This window comes from Paracoccus broussonetiae, assembly GCF_031854425.1.
Lineage (GTDB): Bacteria > Pseudomonadota > Alphaproteobacteria > Rhodobacterales > Rhodobacteraceae > Paracoccus > Paracoccus broussonetiae.
Genome location: NZ_JAVRQI010000003.1, coordinates 275,670 through 293,452, shown reverse-complemented (window position 1 = coordinate 293,452; position 17,783 = coordinate 275,670). Strand labels below are relative to the sequence as shown.

Below are 17,783 nucleotides of genomic sequence, written 5' to 3'. Positions count from 1 at the left end.
AATTCAACAACTTGCCAAACCATTGCGCCTTGCGGCCGAAAGCTGCATGACGATCCGACCACAGTTGCCGCCTAGGATCGAAAATTTCCAAACAAAATCAATGTCTGAAATTCGTTTCGGAGCAAAGGTTCGAACGGTTCGGGGCAATGGATTCGCAGCCCGTCTGTAGCCGGTTCGTCCGCCTACGGCAATGGAAAGGGCCCGCTATCGCAGGGTCCGTAATATATGGCATCGATAAGACGAAACCTAACAGCAGCTTGGCATCGATGCCCTTTCGGGGCCAGTGAACGGCGAGGGCGGAAAGAATACTAAGGGCACTGCTGCTGCGGCCGGGATACCGCCCCGTCCGAGTTTCTGGTCTCAGCGTCCCCGCAGCACAGCCTGAATCGACGGGCCGACGGACCGGGCAAGCTCTTCGCGGGAAATGCCCGCAACCAAAGGGATCTGGACCATGCTCCGCGAGAGCACCAGGCCCATCAGCATCGACACCACGATCCCCGCACGCTGTGCATTCCCAACGCCTTCGCCCAATTTCGGGCCTATGACCGACAGCAATCGAGCCTGGACAAATTCTCTCAATTGGGCGGCAGCGACTTCATTCGACGCGGCACCGCGCAGTGTGGCCATTAGTGGCTCGGCATCGGCGCCCTCTTCCCAGAGGCGGAGAAAGTTGTAGGTCAGCGTTTCTCCCATTCGGTCGGCAGGGCCATCAAAAGCCGCAGCGATGTGGCCCAGGCAGTCCTCCGACAGGGCGAGGCTGGCGGCGAACAGCCCATCCTTCGACTTGTAGAACTGCATGACCAATGCGGGGTCTACCCCCGCATCCGCGGCCACCTTGCGGATCGAAGTCGCCGTATAGCCGTCATGCGCGAACCGCTTCTTGGCCGCGTTCAGCACCGTTTCGCGCGTGCCGCTGTAACCTGCCCGTCTGCCGCGGCTGGCGTTGGCCGATGGCGAATTTGAACTCAATTGGCACCTTGCAAGTTTTATCAACGAACGTTGACATGTGGGGAGGCGCTAAATATATCAACACTCGTTGACATAAACAAGGACCAGACCCGAACCCTGCGCTCGCGCATGGACCGTTCCTGTCCGCGAGACCGGCTCCAGCATCACCTGATCGTTGCACACGTGGTCGGACCCCGTCGAATGAAAGGCCAGATACCATGAAAGATTACACTTTCGCTCTTCAGCCCGCACTTGCGGACGAGCCGGGCCGCCAAGGCCTGTTCAGTGGCTTTGCTCCGGGCACCGTCACACTGCCCAAGGGCTTTCGTGTCAGCGGGAAATTCAAGCCGCTGCCGGTCGACATCATCCTGGAAAAGGATGTCGCCGTGACCATGCGCGACGGCGTGACCATCTATACCGATGTGCTGCGCCCGGTGACCGATGAGCAGGTTCCCGTCATCGTCGCATGGAGCCCCTATGGCAAAAGCCGCGGCAACGCGCCGCAATACGATGACCTGTTCCGCCTGTTGGGCATGGACACCAGCGTGCTTTCGGGCCTGCATAAGTTCGAGGGACCGGACCCGGCCTATTGGTGCGCCAAGGGCTACGCCATCTGCCATCCCGATCCACGCGGAACCTACAACTCGGAAGGCGATGCCCGCTGGTGGAACCGCCTTGAGGGTGAGGATTTCCATGATCTGGTCGAATGGTGCGGTGTGCAGGACTGGAGCAACGGCAAGGTCGGCGCTTCGGGAAACTCTTACCTCACGGCCTCGCAATGGTTCATGGCGGCCGAGCGCACCCCGCACCTTGCGGCGATCGCGCCATGGGAGGGGATGTCCGACATCTACCGCGATCTTATCATGCGCGGTGGCATCCCAGACTACGGCTTCGCGGAAACGCTGCGCTATGCTTACATTGGCAAGAACCAGCGCGAGGATCTGATCCTTGACGCCAAGGCCCATCCGCTGCGGGACGAGCTGTGGGAACAGCGGGCACCGGAGTTCGCGATGATCGAAGTGCCGGCCTATGTGGTCGCAAGCTATTCCAATTCCATCCACACGCCGGGAACGTTCCGGGGCTGGCGCGAGATCGGCTCGACCCGCAAATGGCTGCGCGTCCACGCCACGATGGAATGGCCCGACTACTATGTCGAAGAACATCAGGCCGATCTGCTGCGGTTCTTCGATCGCTTCCTGAAGGACATTGACAACGGCTGGGACAAGACGCCGGCGGTGCGCTACACGCTCCACGATCTGGAGGGCAATGACCGCGTGAACCTGACCGCGACGCAGTTCCCGCCCACCCAGGCAGTCACGACGCAGTTCTACCTCGACGCGGGGACGGGCGCGATGGTGACCGGGGCTCGTCCGGCGGCCAAGGCCAGCTACGACGCCACCGCCCGGGACGGCAATGCGCAGTTCACCCTGACCGTCGACAGCGAGACGGCGTTCATCGGCTATCCCGGGCTGCGGCTTTTCGCTGAAGCAGAGGGCGCCGACGACATGGACATCTTCGTGCTGCTGCAAAAGCTGGATGCGGACGGGAACGCGCTGGGGCAGATCACGATCCCCAACAAAAGTCCCCAGATGCAAGCCATGACCCGCGAAGGTGCGTCGATCCTTCACTACAAGGGATCGAACGGACGGCTGCGGGCGTCGATGCGCCATCTCGACGACGAGAGATCGACCGAGGACCTGCCGGTGCACAGCTTCGACCAAGTGGAAAAGCTGGCCCCCGGCGAGATCGTCGCGCTGGATTTCGATCTTTTCCCCATGGGTATGCTGCTCTATCCCGGCCAACAACTGCGGCTGACTGTCGGCGGATATAACACGCTTGGCGGCGCGATGCCGGGAACCGAGAATCTAATGCCCGACAACCGGGGCCGGCACGTGATCCACACCGGCGGCGATCACGCGTCGTTCCTGCGGATGGGCACGATGCCGGGGCGAGCCGCTCTCGGCTGAAGCTGCCTCACGAAAATCCCGTGCGCGGAGTTGCTGCGCACGGAAGAAATCCGCGCAGGTTGTCACTCGCCACGACCGATGAGTTTTCATACCTCAAGACTTGCCGCGGCGCCTTATCCGTCTTAAGTGACCGGGATCGCGAAAAGCGACGGCTTCCCTGTCGAGAATTCAGACGGACGGGAAAGAAAGTCGAATACACGCCAGCGCGCATCTCAGCGTGGCTCGGTCAGCGTCTCCCTGAAATCGCCCCGCATCGGCTGGGCACCAGCGCCAATCGTTCGCGCCAAAAGCTGCGGGCGTTTTGCGTGGATCGGACGCAAATGAACAAATCACTCGTCATCATTTTCATCACCATCATGCTTGATGCCATTGGCATCGGGCTGATCTTCCCCATCCTGCCAGCACTGCTGCGCGATGTGACACATGCCGAAAACGTGGTGCCCTATATCGGTGCCATGGTCGCGCTTTATGCCGTCATGCAGCTTGTCTTTGCACCCGTGCTGGGCGCAATCAGCGACCGGATCGGGCGGCGCCCCGTATTGCTGGTCTCGCTTGGCGGGGCGGCCATCAACTATATCCTGATGGTTTTGGCGCCCAGCCTTTGGCTGCTCTTTCTTGGCCGCGCCATCGCAGGCCAGACCAGCGCCAACGTTTCCGTCGCAATGGCCTACATCACCGACATTTCAGCCGAGGATCAGCGCGCGCGTCGCTTTGGCCTGGTCAGCGCCATGTTCGGCATTGGCTTCGTCATCGGCCCGGTTCTTGGAGGTGTGCTGGGGGATCACTGGCTACGTCTGCCCTTCATCGTCGCTTCCGTCCTGAACGGCTGCAACCTTGCACTGGCGCTTTTCATGCTGCCGGAATCGCGCAAGCCGGGTGGTGAGAAAGTGGCACTTTCCACCCTCAACCCGCTGCGGCCACTGATGTGGGCGTTCAGGATGAAATCGGCTTTGCCGATCCTGCTGCTGTTCTTTCTGTTCAGCGCCACGGGTGAGGCTTACGCAATTTGCTGGGCGTTATGGGGCAGCGATACCTTTCACTGGAGCGGCCTGATGATTGGTCTTTCGCTTGGCACCTTCGGGGCCTTTCAGGCCCTGGCGCAGCTTTTCCTTCCCGGTCCCGCAGCCATGCTGCTGGGAGAGAGGGGCGCAATCCTTGCCGGAGTCGCCTGCGCCTGCACGGCCCTGACCACAATGGCTCTGGCCACGCACGGTTGGCTGGTCTTTGCAATCCTTCCACTTTTTGCGCTTGGCGGGATTGGAACGCCTGCGCTGCAGTCTTTGGCAACCCGGCAGGTCGATGATGCTTTTCAGGGGCAATTCCAAGGGGTGCTGGCCTCGGTGGTCAGCTTCGCCTCGATTGTTGCTCCGCTGGTGTTCTCCAGCGTGTATTCCGCCGTTCAGGCCCAATGGCCGGGCGCCATCTGGTTGGCCGTCACTGCCATCTACGCCCTGACCGTGCCGCTGGTCGTGCGACTGTGACCGGACGGCAGCCCAAGGATCGATGGTCCCGATGGACTGGGGTCGTCGCGGCCGCCCTTGGTGGTGCGATTTTGCGCGCGGGCGAAGCTGGCGTTCGCCCGCGGATCATCCGTCAAACTACACGCCAGATGCGGTGGCACCGGAGAGGAAGTCTATCAGGCCGAATGGCGCGCGTTGCCCCAGGCACAGGTCGACCACTTCCCGCGCGTCCCTGGCTAAAATCTCACTGCGCGAGAACATGTCATCCTCATACTGGGCGAATGCCGCCTCAACGTCGTCTGGATGCGCCGCGATGGCCAGCGCCAATTCGGCGCCGTCCAGCATCGCGAGGTTTGCGCCCTCGCCACCCGGTGGCGTCAAATGCGCCGCATCCCCCAGCAGGGTGACGCCGGGCACGCGTGTCCAGCGATGCCTGTCCGGCAGGCGGTGAATCATGCGCTTGACGGGGGTGGTCTCGCTTTCGGTAATCAGCGCGGTCAGCGCAGAGGACCAACCCTTGAAATGGTCCGCGACCAGCGACACGGAGCGCCGATCGTTCAGGTCGAGCTGGCTCGCCCAGGACTCGTCACAGACCAGCTGGATATAGGCGTGCAGAACGTTTCCAGCCTCTCGGTGAGCGACGATTCCCTTTCCCGGCGTCAGTGCATACATCGCCCCGGGACCCACCGCCTGCGCCGAAGCAGGATGCAACCGGTCGACGTCCCGCAGATAGGTTTCCACGAATATCATGCCAGCGAATTCCGGCCGCGCATCTGACAGAAGCGACCGGACTTTGGACCAGGCACCGTCGGCTCCGACGATGATATCAGCACTCGCATGCGTGCCATCCGCGAAGGTCAGCCTGTGTTGTCCGTCACCTGATTTGGCAATGTGGGCAAGCTTTTTACCCCAGTTCACCGTCCCTTCGGGAAGCGAAGCTATCAGAATGCGCCGAAGATCGCCGCGCAGCACTTCGGGGCGGGTGTTCATGCCGTCGTCGGCTTCCTCGAAAAGCACGACGCCTTGTGGATCAAGGACACGGGTGGCGGCGGCCCCATGATGAATGATGTCTTTGAATTCATCCAACAGGCCAGCCGCTACAAGCGCGACCTGCCCGTTATGGACGTGAATATCGAGTTGCCCTCCCTGGCCGCGCATATCGATCGAGGCCTCGGCTTCGAAAATCTTGGAGGGAATCCCGTGCAGGTGGAGGACGCGGGCAAGGACAAGGCCGCAGAGCCCCGCACCAATGATGGTTACGTGTTTCATGCTATCTCCTGACGGTTGGAATGTCGTTCCAAGCATTGGAGTTGGAACGATGTTCCAAATATGTCAAGATAGGGCTATGGAGAAAAAAGACGGCAAACGGCGCGACAAGGCTCTTTCACGCGATCAGGTCATCTCGGCGGCAATCGCCATCCTGAACGAGAGCGGAGAGAGCGGGCTGACCTTTCGAACCCTCGCACAGCGTCTGGCGACCGGGCCCGGGGCAATCTATAACCATGTGCAGAACAAGCAGGATCTGCTGGCCGCCGCCGCCGACGTGATGATCCAATCCGCCCTGTCCGTGAATCGGGACGAGCTTGCGCCGGGTGCCGCGATCCGGGCTGTCGCACTGGATGTCTTTGACATTATCGACGCACATCCATGGGTAGGCATGGAGCTGTCCCGAGCACCGTGGCAGCCCGCCATGCTTCTCATCTTCGATCGAATTGGGGCAAACCTTCAGGCACTCGGGGTGCCTGATATGGCGCAATTCCATGCGGCCTCGACTGTGACGAATTTCATCCTGGGCGCTGCGGCGCAACAAGCGGCGGCCATTCGCCTTCACGCCGACGGAGCCCAACGCGCCACGCTGTTGTCAGCGGCTGCGAGGGCGGCAATCCATCAGGACAAAAAGAGTTCCCCTTTCCTTCAGCGCATGGCGGGAAATCTGACGGAACATGATGACAGGGAGCAGTTCTCTGCGGGCGTCGATTTGATCCTCCGCGGGATCAGAGGGTAGGAACAGAAATTCCTCATGTCTGCCGACCATGCTCAAACTCCTGATGAGGATCCTCAAGCGAACCTCCCGTCGGGTGTCTTTCCGGGATATGGCCGAAGCGAGTTATGAGGGGTTCAGCCAAGCGGTGCCGGCGGACTTGATCTGGGTTTCCAGATCACTGCCGCGGGTGGGGAATTCGCGGACGATAGGAAATCCAGATTTTTCCAGCAAGTAGGCCAAGGCGGCATACTCGCGCGGATAGCGACGGACAGTCGTCTCGTCGACCTCCTGAACTTTGGCAAGAAAATTGAAATAGCTCATGTCGTAGATGCTCTGCCGCCGGGCGATGCGCCAGATACCGTCACGCTTTTCAACCTGATCCCAGAACCGGTTATGCGTGGTCGAACCTAGGTCGAGCGCGACATTCTCGGCGAAGACCATCGCGTTCGTCTGCACCAGTGCACGGTCGCCGTTGAAGGTGATCGAAGGATTCCCCACGAAGTGCTTCGTACGCAGATCGGACTCGCCCATGCGGGCAGAGCCCTCGACAAAATCGGTGGCCAGGCCGTCGAACCATGTGATTTCGATGGTGGCATCGGCGTGGAACAAGGCCCGAAGCTGGTCCCACTCGTTCAGGTCGCGGTGGATCCAACCGTTCATCAAGTCGGTGATCGCGATCCGGTCCTCGATGCGTGCGGCCATTGCGTGACTCCTGAGGAAGGATCCTGCTTCGCATTGGATCATACAGCCTTTCCCGCCAGGGCGCGAGCCGTCGACCGGTGTATCATGCAAGTGCCAGATCCCCCCTGCCGCTTCAAAACCGCCGCCAGCCGACGCCGATACGCATCGCGGGCTTCATGACCAGGACGATGGGTCAGCCATTCTGGACGGGATTCTCGGGCTTTGATGTCGAGAGTTGTCGATCCGCGGCGGGTTGAAAGCCTGACCAAGGGGGCACGACCGCCGCCAGCTACTCCGCAGCTGCAACTATGCGGCGCGCGCAGCCAGGGCGTCTCGGGAGAGTGTCGGCTTTGGGGCTAAAGCGACAGCGCTCGACTTCCGTCGGGGGGCACACATGTTCGTCGCCGTTGATGCTGACTGGACGATCTCAGGGACATCCCGTGCTGGGCGGCGGCGCAGTCTAGCCGGGCTACAGGTGAATCTAGTGTTGGCGACATTGTCGCGCCCAGCAATGCGGATCGCACGGTGCGCGGCCAAAGTGATGCGCTCCGCCTGACTGGCACTCTTCTGTCGGTGGGCGTCAGTGGAAAGATCAGTCCACCTGAGAAACGACATGACCGCCCACGCAGACGGTCATGGAAATTCAAAGACTTGTAAAACCTTTGCCCCGAACCGTTCGTAACTTACCCTATTTGGCGGTAACTTTGGTCCGATTGACAGTAACTATGGTCCGATTGACAGCTCAGTGCGTCCAAGGGGCGCGGCGGTCGGTGGCGAAGTTCTCGCCATAGCCGCGCGGGCGGACGTTCGCTGCGCGGGGATGTGGTTCGATCACTTCGAAATCCAGGCCCTTCTCGCGGGCGTAATCCTCGGCCTGCTTGCGGCTTTCAAAGGACAGGCGCACCTGACTTTGCGTGTCGTCGCTGCTGGTCCAGCCCATCAGGGGATCAATCTCGCGCCCATCCGCCGCCGGAAACTCAAGAACCCAGTTCCTGGTGCGGGCGGTGCCGGACTGCATGGCATTGCGGGCAGGCGTGTAAATGCGGACGCGCATGGGCGGGAAACCTCTGTTCTTGCTTGCCGGTCTTATCCCCCAACCGCGGGGCAGGATCAAGATGTGGCGGAAAGCGCGGTCAAATCCCGCGGGAAAGCTTGCATCCTGAACAATCCATGCCAGATTCAGCACCGGAACAAAGGTGAAACCATGGGTCACAACAACACGAACGCTCCGGTCATGCGCTTTGCCGAGGTCACCCGACCCAAGCTTGAGGGCGGCCGACGCTTCGTCATGCAGTCGGAATTCCAGCCAGCGGGCGACCAGCCGACCGCGATCACCGAACTGGCGCAGGGCGTCCGGGACGGCGAGCGCGATCAGGTCCTGCTGGGCGCAACCGGGACCGGCAAGACCTTCACAATGGCCAAGGTGATCGAGGAAACGCAGCGTCCGGCGATCATTCTTGCCCCGAACAAGACACTGGCCGCGCAGCTTTATGGCGAGTTCAAGGGCTTCTTCCCGGACAATGCCGTCGAGTATTTCGTCAGCTATTACGACTATTACCAGCCCGAGGCCTATGTCGCGCGCAGTGACACCTATATCGAGAAGGAATCCCAGATCAACGAGGCCATCGACCGGATGCGCCACTCGGCCACGCGCGCGCTGCTGGAGCGTGACGACGTGATCATCGTCGCCTCGGTGTCCTGCATCTACGGCATCGGCTCGGTCGAGACCTATTCCGCGATGACTCAGGACATGGTCGTCGGCCAGATGTATGACCAGCGCGAGTTTCTGGGCGAGCTGGTGGCGCAGCAATACCGGCGGCTAGACGCCGCCTTCCAGCGCGGTGGCTTCCGCGTGCGCGGGGACGTGGTCGAGGTCTGGCCCGCGCACCTTGAAGACCGCGCGTGGCGTTTCGACTTCTTCGGAAACGAGCTTGAGGCGATCACCGAATTCGACCCGCTGACGGGGCAGAAGACCGACAGCTTCAAGCAGATCCGCATCTATGCGAACAGCCACTACGTCACCCCCCGCCCGACAATGCAGCAGGCAATCAAAGGGATAAAAGCCGAACTTCAGGGACGGCTGAAGCAATTGACGGATGAAGGCAAGCTGCTGGAGGCCCAGCGGCTTGAGCAGCGGACGAATTTCGACCTGGAGATGCTGGAGGCCACCGGCGTCTGCAACGGGATCGAGAACTATTCCCGCTATTTGACCGGCCGCGCGCCGGGCGAGCCGCCGCCGACCCTGTTCGAATTCATCCCCGACAATGCCATCGTCTTTGCAGACGAATCCCATGTCAGCGTGCCGCAGATCGGCGGCATGTATCGCGGCGACTTCCGGCGCAAGTTCACGCTGGCCGAGCATGGCTTCCGCCTGCCCAGCTGCATGGACAACCGCCCCCTGAAGTTCGAGGAATGGGACGCGATGCGGCCGCAATCGGTCTTTGTCAGCGCCACTCCCGCGCAATGGGAAATGGACCAGACCGGCGGCGTCTTCACCGAACAGGTGATCCGCCCGACCGGCCTTCTGGACCCGGTGATCGAGATCCGGCCGGTCGAAACGCAGGTCGATGACGTCATGGACGAGGTCCGCAAGGTCTCGGCCGCAGGATATCGGACACTGGTCACGACGCTGACCAAACGCATGGCCGAAGACCTGACGGAATACCTGCACGAACAGGGAATCCGCGTGCGCTACATGCACAGCGACATCGACACGATCGAGCGGATCGAGATTCTGCGCGACCTGCGCCTGGGGGCGTTCGACGTTCTGGTTGGCATTAACTTGCTGCGCGAAGGCCTTGATATTCCTGAGTGTGGTCTGGTCGCGATCCTTGACGCCGACAAGGAAGGCTTCCTGCGTTCGGAAACCTCGCTTATCCAGACCGTGGGACGCGCCGCCCGGAACGTGGATGGGCGCGTCATCATGTATGCCGACCGCATCACCGGCAGCATGGAACGCGCCATGGCCGAGACCGAGCGGCGGCGTGAGAAGCAGATGGCTTATAACCGCGCGCATGGCATCACGCCCCAGACGGTGCGCAAGAATGTCGACGATGTTCTGGCCGGGCTTTGGCAGGGCGATACCGACCAGTCGCGGATCACGACCAAGGTGGACCGCCCGATGGTCGGCGCAAACCTTTCTGCCCATCTTGACGTCTTGCGCACGCAGATGCGGAAGGCAGCCGAGAATCTTGAGTTCGAGGATGCGGCGCGGCTGCGCGACGAGGTGAAGCGGCTTGAGGCCGTCGAGCTTGCAGTGGCGGACGATCCCCTTGCCCGTCAATCGGTGATCGAGGAAGCGGCCGAAGAAGCGGTCAAGTCGTCGGGCCGTTCCACGGCAGGCCGCGCCGGTCAACGCGGCGGCAACAAGCGGTCAAAGCGTCGGCATTAACCACAACTTACGCGCACCAGCTTGCCCGACTTGTCGTGTTCGAAGTTCAGGCGCTTCATGTTGAAGTCCATCGTCACCGGGTCGCCCGTCCGATAGCTGCGATAGGCGGTGTTGGCCGGAACGGTGATGGTCGGTGCCGTCTGCCCGATCAGCGCCTGAAAGTTGTTGGCGCCGCAGGTATCATCTGCAATCGGTCCCGCCGGCGCGACGGGTTCGGTATCGCTCGCCTCGGGCACGCAGGATGCCAGAAGCGGAACGATCAGCATGACAGGCAGGACGGCTTTCATCCGAGACGCTCCTTGACCGGGGATCCCGGTCGAACGCGGCAGTTCCGGAAAAGTTTCTTGTGTCCTGATCGGGTTGCGCCGTTGCGGCGGCAAACCGCCCAAGGCTCAGGGAATCCAGGTCAGGACCTCGTCGGTCAGGACGCCGATCTCGTCTCGCGCGGCCTTGCTGCGCGCATCATCCGAAGCGCCCAGCCCCTGTCCCAACGTTTCGGCATAGGCGACGCGGTTGGCGAGTTGGGCAATGGCGACCTCCGCCCCCAGCTCGGTCGCCTTTCCGGCGATTTCCTGCGCCAGCCGGGTGTTTGGCCGGGTGCGGTTCAGCACGATCAGGGTGTCGCATTTTTCGCGCCGGGCAAGGTCCAGCACCCCCTCGGTCGCCCAAAGATCCAGATGGCTCGCGGAAACGGGCACGACAACCAGATCCGCCACGCGCAGTGCCGGGCGCAGGTCGCTGTCGATCTTGGGCGGCGTGTCGATGATGACGAAATCGAAGCGCTTCTTCAGCTTTTCCGATTCGTAGCTGGCCCCCCAGGCCGAGGAGGTGCTGAAATCCAGCGCCTCGTCCTCGCCAAGTCGTTCCAGCCGTTCAAGGAACCAGCGACCCATGCTGCCCTGTGGGTCGGTATCCAGCAGCGCCACCCGATGCCCGCGGTGGCGCAGCGTCACGGCCAGATTGACCGCGATGGTGGTCTTGCCCGATCCACCCTTCTGCTGCGCAACGGTGATGATGCGTCCTGCCATGATCCTGCTGCCCCGCCCCGTTCTTGATCCCGAGACTAGGGCGTTCGCGCAGCCCATGCACCAGAAATCGGCATCGCGAGGCCCGGCAGACCTAGTCCTGCCATGTCTCGATCACCTCGTACATGACCGGCTCAAAATGGCGGCACATCGCGTGGATGGCGCGGTTGCGGTTGCGCATCTCGTCGCTGCGCAGCATGGCCTGGTAATCCCGGCGGTCGCGCCATTGCGAATAGGTGGCAATCCGGGTCTGGGCATCGTTCAGATGCACGGCCCCCGAAACATAACCCGCCTGGTGGCGGATCACCTGGTCATAGGCGTCCGCCAGCGCATCCAGCACGTCATGCGCGGTGCCCGGCGTCACCTCGAAGGTGCAGATCACGGTCTGGCCCTGAAATTCCTTGGCGATCGTAGTCACGGCTGGGTCTCCTCTACCTCGCGTGACATTCATGCTAGCGCGAAATTGCCGAGGTTGAAGGTCTTTCGCATCGGGCGCATGGTGCGGCCCTGTTTGAAGGGGACTGATCCATGATTCCGGTATTCGACGGCCACAACGATTTTCTGCAACGCATGGTCGAGGCGGGACCGAACCGCGACCGGCTTTGGCTGGAGGGTAACGGCAAAGGTCATCTCGACCTTCCCAGAATGCAGGCGGGCGGCATGGTCGGCGGCTTTTTCGCGATCTGGACGCCGTCGCCCGAAAGCCCCGACGATGTCGTGGCGACACTGATGAAGCAAAACCCGCCCTTTTCCGTGCCCCTTCCGCCAGAGGTCGCGCTTACCGACGCCCTGCCCCATGCGCTGGCCCAGGCCGGCCAGTTGATGGCGATGGAGCGCAGCGGCACGCTGGCCATCTGCCGCAGCGCCGCCCAGATCCGCGAGACAATTGCCGCCGGAAAGGTCGCGGCGATCCTGCATATCGAAGGGGCGGAACCGATCGCGGACATGGACGGGCTGCATGTCTGGCATGCGATGGGCCTGCGCTCGCTGGGGCCGGTCTGGTCGCGGCCGACGCGTTATGGTCACGGCGTTCCCTTTGCCTTCCCCTCCTCACCCGATACCGGTCCCGGCCTGACCGCCGAAGGCAAGGCGCTGGTGCGCGAATGCAACCAGCTTCGGATCATGCTGGACCTGTCGCACCTGAACGAAAAGGGCTTCGACGACGTCGCTGCGCTGTCCGACGCACCGCTGGTCGCCAGCCATAGCTGTGCCCATGCCGTCGCACCCAGCTCGCGCAACCTGACCGATCGCCAGCTTCAGGTGATCGCCGAAAGCCGTGGGCTGGTCGGGCTCAACTATGCCATTGGCTTCCTACACCCCGAAGGCAGCCGCGACCCGATGCACGGGTTCGAGGTGATGCTGCGCCATCTGGATCATCTGGTCGGCCTGCTGGGCGAGGATGGCGTGGCACTGGGATCGGATTACGACGGGGCCCAGATGCCCGAGGACCTGTCCGACGCCTCGAAGCTGCAATCACTGACCCAGGCGATGCTGGATCATGGCTTTGGTCAGGAACTGGTCGAAAAGATCGCCTGGCGCAACTGGCTGGGGGTTCTGGAGCGGATCTGGGGCGCCTGACGCCCCACCAGAAATTGGGGTCAGCCGGCACTTTGTATCCAGATGGTGTCAAGGGGACGGCTGGCCGTACAACGGAACTGATCAACCACTACATATTGACCTTCCGTCCCCTTGAAGCCTGTATGCCATGACAGCGCGTCGGGGAAAACCTGTCTGTTCCGTCAGGTTCGGAGCGCAGTTTTCTGTTTTCAGACAGTAACTTACTATCCCAAAAGACAGGTTCTGCCGCTTTTTGCGGCTTATTCTGAAATGACGACCGGTTCGGCCCCCAGCGCGGCGGCAAGCGACCGGAATCGCGCTTCGGCCACCTCGCCCATCAAAGCCACGCCGACCTTGGTCAGACGCAGTTGCAGGATCTTTTTCTTCGCCATGTATTTCAGCTCTCCGGCCTCGGCCGGATCCTTGACCGAGAACATGGCCCCAAAGCGCATCGCCTTGCCCAGGACCTCGGCGGTGCGGATCTGCTCTTCGTTCAGCAGGGCGAAAAGCGGCGCCATCGGCGAATTCGCACGACTGTTGCGATAGCGGTGCAGCAAGGAAAGCCCCAGGAAAATCCGCTCGGGATGGGACAGGGCCGCCATATTGGCGCGGGTGACATTGTCGAAGCAGGCGTCCGCGCGATAATCCGGGTGGGTGCGCCAGGTGGTGTCGTGCAGCAGGCAGGCGGCGCGGATCAGACGTTCCAGCTGCGGACCCGCGTTTTTGAAGATCGGCTCAAGGAACTGGTGCAGGCGCTTGCCGAAGCCGGGCATCCGGGCCATCTGCTGCTCGGCGAAACGCGCCGCCTCAAGCAGCGGGTCGCGCAGCCGCAGATTGGACGGCATCTGTTCGTAAAGCAGCCCCTCGCGGATGCCATAGGACGATACGGCCAGCGATTTCGGCTGAAAGCTCAGCACCACCTGCCGCAGGACCTGGCTGGCCAAGGGCACCAGTTCCATCCGGCTGGAGGAGATGCCGACCTGGCTGCGCATCTCGGACAGGTTCTGCTCGTTCAGCCACTTGACCGTCTCGACCACCTCACCCGGAGACATGCGGTATTCGTGCAGGACCGTCATGGGATAGTTCACGCGTTCCATATCAAGTCGCGCGATCGCCCGCCACGATCCGCCGACAAGATAGATCTGGTCGTGTTCCCGGCCCAGCTTATCGGCCGCCTCGTCCAGCACCGATCGGATAAACTCGCGCAGGCCCGCCTGCCCGCCCTTGACCTGTTGCAGGCGGAATGGTCCCAGCGGGGTCGATATGCGGCGGCCGACCTTGCCATCGCTGACCTCGGCCAGTTCCATCGAGTTGCCGCCGATGTCGCAGACCAGCCCCTTGGCGTCCGGCCAGCCCAGCAGAACGCCCTGGGCCGAAAGGCGCGCCTCTTCCTCGCCATCGATGACCCAAAGCTTCAGCCCGGTTTCCTGCTCGACCCGCTTGCGGAACTCGGGGCCGTCCTCGGCCTCGCGCACGGCGGCGGTGGCGACGCAGGTCAGGGGCCGGATCCCCATGCCGTCGGCCAAGGCCGCAAAGCGGCGCAGCGCCGCCATGCCCCGCTGAACGCCTTCGGGATTCAGCCGACCGGTCGACGCAAGGCCCTGCCCCAGTCCGGCCATGACCTTCTCGTTGTAGAAATAGGCGGGCGACCGTGCGGCGCCGTCAAAAACCACCATGCGGATCGAGTTCGAGCCGACATCCACCACCCCGACCCGGCTTAGCGCCCGTTCGGACGCGCGCTCGAACAGCGATCGCCCAAAGGGCTCGATGGTCTCTCCGCTTGCGGTCATCACACCGTTCATCGGCTTCCTCTCGATTCCGTTGTCTGGGTCAGGCAGCAGTTTTCGACATGGGCGATTCGGGTTTCTGCGTCAATCCACCGAATGGGTCAGCGCCGGCACATCCTTGGCGCCCTTGCTTCCCCGACCGGACAGAGAGGGGTTCTCCATGAAGAACCGATGACAGTTGAACAGATCGTCCCGTCCCGCGGGAAGATAGCGCAGGTAACGGCCATCCGGTTGCAGAAGCCAGCTTTGCGCCTCGTCCGCAAGGTTCGCGGCCATGATCTGGCTGGTGATCTGCGCCTTCACCGTCTCGTTGTGGCATTCGACCAGCGCCTCGACCCGGCGGCTCAGGTTGCGGCCCATCCAGTCGGCGGAACTGATGAAGACCCGCGCCTTTTTCGACGGAAGCCCATGACCATTCCCGAAGCAGACGATCCGGGAATGTTCCAGGAAACGACCGACGATGGACTTGACGCGAATATTCTCGGACAGGCCGATGATGCCGGGGCGCAGGCCGCAGATTCCACGGATGACCAGGTTGATCCGCACACCCGCCTGGCTTGCGGCGTAGAGCGCATCGATCACGTCCTTTTCGATCAGGCTGTTCATCTTGGCCCAGATCTCGGCCGGGCGGCCACGGCGGGCGAATTCGGCCTCGCGCCCGATCAGATGGACCAGCCGTTCCTTGAGATCGAGGGGCGAGATCGCGATATTTTCCAGCCCTTCCGGCTGGACATAGCCGGACAGGAAATTGAACACCTTGGCCGCATCGCGCCCCAGCGCCGCGTCGCAGGTGAACAGCGACAGGTCGGTATAGATGCGGGCCGTGATCGGGTGATAGTTGCCGGTCCCGAAATGGGTATAGGTGACAAGCTGGTCGCCTTCGCGCCGGACGACCGCGCTGATCTTGGCGTGGGTCTTGTATTGCATGAAGCCATAGACGACATGCGCACCCGCACGCTCCAACCGCCGGGACTGGCGGATATTCGCGGCCTCGTCGAAGCGGGCCTTCAGCTCGATCAGCGCGGTGACGGACTTGCCTGCCTCGGCAGCCTCGCAAAGCGCATCCACGATCGGGCTGTCGCGCGAGGTACGATACAGGGTTTGCTTGATCGCCACGACATTCGGATCGACCGCCGCCTGATTCAGGAAGCGCACCACCATGTCGAAAGTCTCATAGGGGTGGTGCAGCAGCATGTCCTTTTGCCGGATGGCGGCGAACATGTCCCCGTCATGATCCTGCACCCGCTCGGGCACGCGCGGCGTAAAGCCCGGCCATTGCAGATCGCGGCGGCTGTCCAGCACCAGTTCGCTGAGATCGGCCATGCCCAGCAACCCCTCGACCTCGACCACCTCCTCGGGATCGACGTGCAACTGCTGCATGATCAGGTGGCGCATCCGATCGGGCGCGCCCGCGGTGATCTTCAGCCGGATGACCGAGCCGCGGCGGCGGCGCTTCAGCGCCGTCTCGAACTCGCGGACCAGATCCTCGGCCTCTTCCTCGACCTCAAGGTCGCTGTCGCGCAGCACGCGGAAGGCGCAGTGCCCGATGGTGCGATAGCCGGGGAACAGGCTGGGCAGATGCATCAGCAGCAGGTCTTCAAGCCGCAGGAACCGCTTGCCGCCCGGCAGCGGGATAAAGCGCGCCGTCTGCTGCGGGATCGGCAGCAGGGCCTGCATCTGACGCCCGTCCCTTTCCGCCGCAAGCTGCACCGCCAGCGAGAAGCCAAGGTTCGGGATGAATGGAAACGGATGCGCGGGGTCGATGGCCAGCGGCGACAGGACGGGAAACACCTGGTCCTGGAAATACCGGTGCAGGAACTCTTCCTCGGCGCGGGTGACGCGCGACCGGGACAGGATCGAGATGTCGGCCAGTTCCATTTCGCGCCGCAGACCGTTCCAGACCGCCTGCTGCGCGCCCATCAGGCGGCGGGCGTCGGCATTGACCAGCACCAGCTGCTCGGCCATCGTCAGCCCATCATCGGACAGCGTCGCGTTCCCCTCGCGCACCAGCTCGCGCAGGCCGGCAACCCGCACGGTATAGAATTCATCCAGATTCGTCGCCGAAATCGACAGGAAGCGCAGGCGTTCCAGCAAGGGCACACGCGGATTGCGCGCCTCGTCCAGCACGCGCCAATTGAAGCTGAGCCAGCTGATTTCCCGGTTGAAGAAGCGCGACGGCCCGTCCGCCGTGACATCGTCAAGCTCGCGCGGGGTGGGAAAGGCGTTCCGGAGGTAATCGGCTTGCGTCATGGAATCTCGGTTCGGGCGAAGGGTCAGGCGGTCATCAGGCAGAGAATGCGTCCGGCGGCGTGATCTTGTCCAGCAGCTCGGCCGCAAGACGACGGGTTACGGGCCGGCGGTCGGCCAGCGACTGGCGGTCGATGGCGGCGACAAGGTGGCGGGCCAAACCAAGGTCACGCTCCATCCGGCTTGCAAGCCAATCGACGACATCGGGCGCGACCTGGATCTGGCGGTCGGCGAAAAGCTTGACCAGCACCGCAGGCAGCAGGGCATCGTCGGGCGGTCCCAGGACCGCCTGTGCTGCCGATTCCAGGCGCGACAGCAGGTCCGGCAGGCGCAGGCCCCAGTCGCGCGGCGCCATCCGCGCGGTGATCAGCAGCAAGGCGCGCCGCGCCCCGGCCAGATTCCACAGGTGGAACAGCGCGTCCTCGGCCTCGGAGATGCCAGCGATCTGGTGCGCGTTCTCGACCACAAGCGCGCCGCCCCAGCCGATCAGCGCATCGACATCGGCCGGCGAAATGGCCGAGGCGCGGATGATCTGCGCCTCGTTCTCTTCGGCCCAGAACCGCGCCAGATGCGATTTCCCCGCTCCGGCCCCGCCGATCAGCAGCAGGCGTCCGCCCGGCCAGCGCATCGGCTCGTCCAGCATCGCCAGCGCGTCGCGATTGGCCGAGGTCGTCAGGAAATCCTCCCGCGACAAGGCGGGGGGAATGGTCAGGTCCAGGGCCATCTGGCTTGCCAA

Annotated in this window: 15 protein-coding genes; 5 read left to right on the top strand and 10 right to left on the bottom strand. The window is 62.7% G+C overall.

The features are described from left to right. Nucleotides 1-360: 360 nt before the first annotated feature. A complete protein-coding gene (locus RM190_RS05675; protein WP_311758438.1) occupies nt 361-969 on the bottom strand; it encodes a TetR/AcrR family transcriptional regulator in 609 nt (202 codons plus the stop codon). A gap of 197 nt (nt 970-1,166) precedes the next feature. On the opposite strand from RM190_RS05675, the gene RM190_RS05670 reads away from it, so the two are divergent. Next, nucleotides 1,167-2,915: a CocE/NonD family hydrolase gene (locus RM190_RS05670; RefSeq protein WP_311758437.1), complete on the top strand. Its 1,749-nt coding sequence runs from the start codon at nt 1,167-1,169 to the stop codon at nt 2,913-2,915. 320 nt (nt 2,916-3,235) lie between these two features. After that, nucleotides 3,236-4,396, top strand: a complete 1,161-nt coding sequence (locus tag RM190_RS05665) for a TCR/Tet family MFS transporter (RefSeq protein ID WP_311758436.1) — start codon at nt 3,236-3,238, stop codon at nt 4,394-4,396. Nucleotides 4,397-4,513: 117 nt separating this feature from the next. Here RM190_RS05665 and RM190_RS05660 read toward each other — a convergent pair whose 3' ends face one another. Next, on the bottom strand, nt 4,514-5,644 hold the full coding sequence (locus RM190_RS05660; RefSeq protein WP_311758435.1) for an FAD-dependent oxidoreductase: 1,131 nt from the start codon (nt 5,642-5,644) through the stop codon (nt 4,514-4,516). A 76-nt stretch (nt 5,645-5,720) separates the two neighbouring features. Here RM190_RS05660 and RM190_RS05655 point away from each other — a divergent pair, with 76 nt between their 5' ends. Beyond that, nucleotides 5,721-6,380, top strand: coding sequence for a TetR/AcrR family transcriptional regulator (locus RM190_RS05655; protein ID WP_311758434.1), 660 nt, complete (start codon nt 5,721-5,723; stop codon nt 6,378-6,380). A gap of 102 nt (nt 6,381-6,482) precedes the next feature. Here RM190_RS05655 and RM190_RS05650 read toward each other — a convergent pair whose 3' ends face one another. Both RM190_RS05650 and RM190_RS05645 read right to left on the bottom strand, forming a co-directional pair. Beyond that, nucleotides 6,483-7,061: a nuclear transport factor 2 family protein gene (locus RM190_RS05650; RefSeq protein WP_311758433.1), complete on the bottom strand. Its 579-nt coding sequence runs from the start codon at nt 7,059-7,061 to the stop codon at nt 6,483-6,485. 721 nt (nt 7,062-7,782) lie between these two features. Beyond that, complete coding sequence (locus RM190_RS05645; RefSeq protein ID WP_311758432.1) at nt 7,783-8,094, bottom strand: ETC complex I subunit; 312 nt, start codon at nt 8,092-8,094, stop codon at nt 7,783-7,785. Nucleotides 8,095-8,244: 150 nt separating this feature from the next. Here RM190_RS05645 and uvrB point away from each other — a divergent pair, with 150 nt between their 5' ends. Then, nucleotides 8,245-10,431 (top strand): excinuclease ABC subunit UvrB, encoded by a 2,187-nt coding sequence (uvrB, locus tag RM190_RS05640; protein WP_311758431.1) that lies wholly within the window; start codon nt 8,245-8,247, stop codon nt 10,429-10,431. Here uvrB and RM190_RS05635 read toward each other — a convergent pair. The 3 genes from RM190_RS05635 to RM190_RS05625 all read right to left on the bottom strand — a co-directional run bounded on the left by RM190_RS05635 (nt 10,428) and on the right by RM190_RS05625 (nt 11,874). Continuing rightward, complete coding sequence (locus RM190_RS05635) at nt 10,428-10,718, bottom strand: I78 family peptidase inhibitor (RefSeq protein ID WP_311758430.1); 291 nt, start codon at nt 10,716-10,718, stop codon at nt 10,428-10,430. The two genes, uvrB and RM190_RS05635, sit on opposite strands and share 4 nt — an antisense overlap. A gap of 105 nt (nt 10,719-10,823) precedes the next feature. Then, nucleotides 10,824-11,459, bottom strand: coding sequence for a ParA family partition ATPase (gene parA, locus RM190_RS05630; protein ID WP_311758429.1), 636 nt, complete (start codon nt 11,457-11,459; stop codon nt 10,824-10,826). 91 nt (nt 11,460-11,550) lie between these two features. Further along, nucleotides 11,551-11,874 (bottom strand): antibiotic biosynthesis monooxygenase family protein, encoded by a 324-nt coding sequence (locus tag RM190_RS05625; protein ID WP_311758428.1) that lies wholly within the window; start codon nt 11,872-11,874, stop codon nt 11,551-11,553. A 110-nt stretch (nt 11,875-11,984) separates the two neighbouring features. On the opposite strand from RM190_RS05625, the gene RM190_RS05620 reads away from it, so the two are divergent. Further along, nucleotides 11,985-13,034 carry a dipeptidase gene (locus RM190_RS05620; RefSeq protein WP_311758427.1) on the top strand — a complete coding sequence of 350 codons (1,050 nt, stop codon included), beginning with the start codon at nt 11,985-11,987 and terminating at the stop codon, nt 13,032-13,034. A gap of 239 nt (nt 13,035-13,273) precedes the next feature. Here RM190_RS05620 and ppx read toward each other — a convergent pair whose 3' ends face one another. The 3 genes from ppx to RM190_RS05605 all read right to left on the bottom strand — a co-directional run bounded on the left by ppx (nt 13,274) and on the right by RM190_RS05605 (nt 17,783). After that, entirely contained in the window at nt 13,274-14,815 is a 1,542-nt protein-coding gene (gene ppx, locus RM190_RS05615) for an exopolyphosphatase (protein WP_311758426.1), read from the bottom strand. A 69-nt stretch (nt 14,816-14,884) separates the two neighbouring features. Beyond that, nucleotides 14,885-17,050: an RNA degradosome polyphosphate kinase gene (locus RM190_RS05610; protein ID WP_311758425.1), complete on the bottom strand. Its 2,166-nt coding sequence runs from the start codon at nt 17,048-17,050 to the stop codon at nt 14,885-14,887. A 34-nt stretch (nt 17,051-17,084) separates the two neighbouring features. After that, nucleotides 17,085-17,783, bottom strand: a complete 699-nt coding sequence (locus RM190_RS05605; RefSeq protein ID WP_311758424.1) for a DnaA ATPase domain-containing protein — start codon at nt 17,781-17,783, stop codon at nt 17,085-17,087.